This is a genomic window from Pedobacter sp. AK017, from assembly GCF_014200825.1.
Taxonomy (GTDB): domain Bacteria; phylum Bacteroidota; class Bacteroidia; order Sphingobacteriales; family Sphingobacteriaceae; genus Pedobacter; species Pedobacter heparinus.
Map to the genome: position 1 here is coordinate 1 of NZ_JACHCW010000045.1, position 1,636 is coordinate 1,636.

2 protein-coding genes are annotated in these 1,636 nt (G+C 44.8%); both read left to right on the forward strand.

From position 1 onward, the window contains the following. Window positions 1–180 (forward strand): hypothetical protein (locus HDC92_RS24940; protein WP_183877583.1); only part of this gene is annotated, 180 nt, incomplete at its 5' end. Window positions 181–194: 14 nt separating this feature from the next. Next, window positions 195–1,433, forward strand: coding sequence for a group II intron reverse transcriptase/maturase (ltrA, locus tag HDC92_RS24945; RefSeq protein ID WP_183877584.1), 1,239 nt, complete (start codon window positions 195–197; stop codon window positions 1,431–1,433). The last annotated feature ends 203 nt before the right edge of the window (window positions 1,434–1,636 follow it).

The following is a 1,636-nucleotide window of genomic DNA, read 5'->3' on the forward strand; positions in this document are numbered from 1 at the left end:
GGCGCCTTAAAGGAACGTGGGAACTCAGGTGCAAAGACGATAAGAGGGAAAGCACAAGCCGTAGCAAGCGAGGCAAATACCAAGTCAGCACGTGGGGGCGGATCAGATCGTAGTAGTATTGAAGATGCTGTAATGGCATTGGAGCGAAGGGTCTGGACAAGTTCGTGGAATATGATTTAACAACTGTAAAAGGGATGATAGATTACTATGAAACAAAGGCGCATCCAATCACAAGGAAAATGGTATGGGATGCGTACCAAAGGATTAGGAAGAACGGCAAGGCAGCCGGAGTAGATGGAGTAAGCTTTGATGAGTATGAGGAAAAGCTACAGGCAAACCTCTACAAGCTATGGAACCGCCTGACATCAGGGAGTTACTTTCCCTTGTTAACCAGGGAAAAGCGTATACCAAAGAGTGGTGGTGGAACCAGAAGTTTGGGGATTGCAACTGTAGAAGACCGAACAGCTCAACAAGTAGTAAGGGCATATCTTGAACCGCTAATGGAACCTACGTTCCATGACAGCAGCTATGGATACAGACCTAAACGACATGCTCATCAGGCCTTAGCAGCGGCTACTGCCAATTGTTTCACCAATCACTGGGTGATTGATATTGACATCAAAGGTTACTTTGATACAATAGATCATTCATTGTTGATGAAAGCAATAGAACGGTATACTGCGGAAAAATGGGTTCTGATGTACATCGAACGGTGGCTAAAGGCAGGCACGCTGAAAGAAGACGGCAGCGTTGTCGATCGGATATCGGGGACTGCCCAAGGCTCAGTGCTCAGTCCGCTACTCTCGAATGTGTTTCTACACTTTGTATTTGACAAATGGATGCAGAAAAGCTACCCTAGAAATAGGTTTGAACGCTACAGTGACGATATCATTGTCCACTGTAAGAGTGAGAAACAGGCTCTGTACCTGAAGGCCTTAATTGGCAAACGGTTCAGGGAATGTAAACTCACCCTAAGTGAAACTAAGACCAGGATAGTTTATTGCAAAAACTCTGACAATAAAGAAGAAGGGAAACACATGAAGGCAAGCTTCGATTTTTTGGGATTCACTTTTAAACCTCGGATAACGAGGGTCAAAAGTGGCGAACTCAAGCTGTTGAACCTGCCGGCCATGAGCCTGAAGGCGAAGAAGCAAGTAGCTGAGGAGATCAGAAGCTGGAAGCTTCACCTTAAGCAATGGAAACTACCAGCAATTGCTGAAATGATTAATGAGAAAGTACGGGGGTGGATAAACTACTATTGTCATAAGTTGCCAGAAACAACTTGGAAATTGTGGGTACTGATCAACCGGAGACTGTTGAAATGGATCATGTGGCAAAGGCAATGGAGATTTCGCAGAGCAGTGAGGTGGCTGAGAATGACTTTTAAGCAACAACCTAATCTATTCGCGCACTGGGCGATAGCCCGCCCATAGAGATAATTAACTGAATTGTGATTGGAAACTTAACAGAATGAATTATGAAAACTAAACAAACGAACAATTATGTTTACAAAGTTTACAAAACTAATTGCTTATCTGGTAGGCGACCTAACTTGGACGAGCCGTGATAATGCGAGAGTATTACGTCCGGTTCTGGGAGGGACCGAGGGTGCAAATCCCTCGAGTCTACTCGGCAA

Bases quoted from the DNA above. Each gene is read 5' to 3' on its own strand.
- ltrA (WP_183877584.1), top strand. From the start codon at position 195: ATGATAGATTACTATGAAACAAAGGCGCATCCAATCACAAGGAAAATG.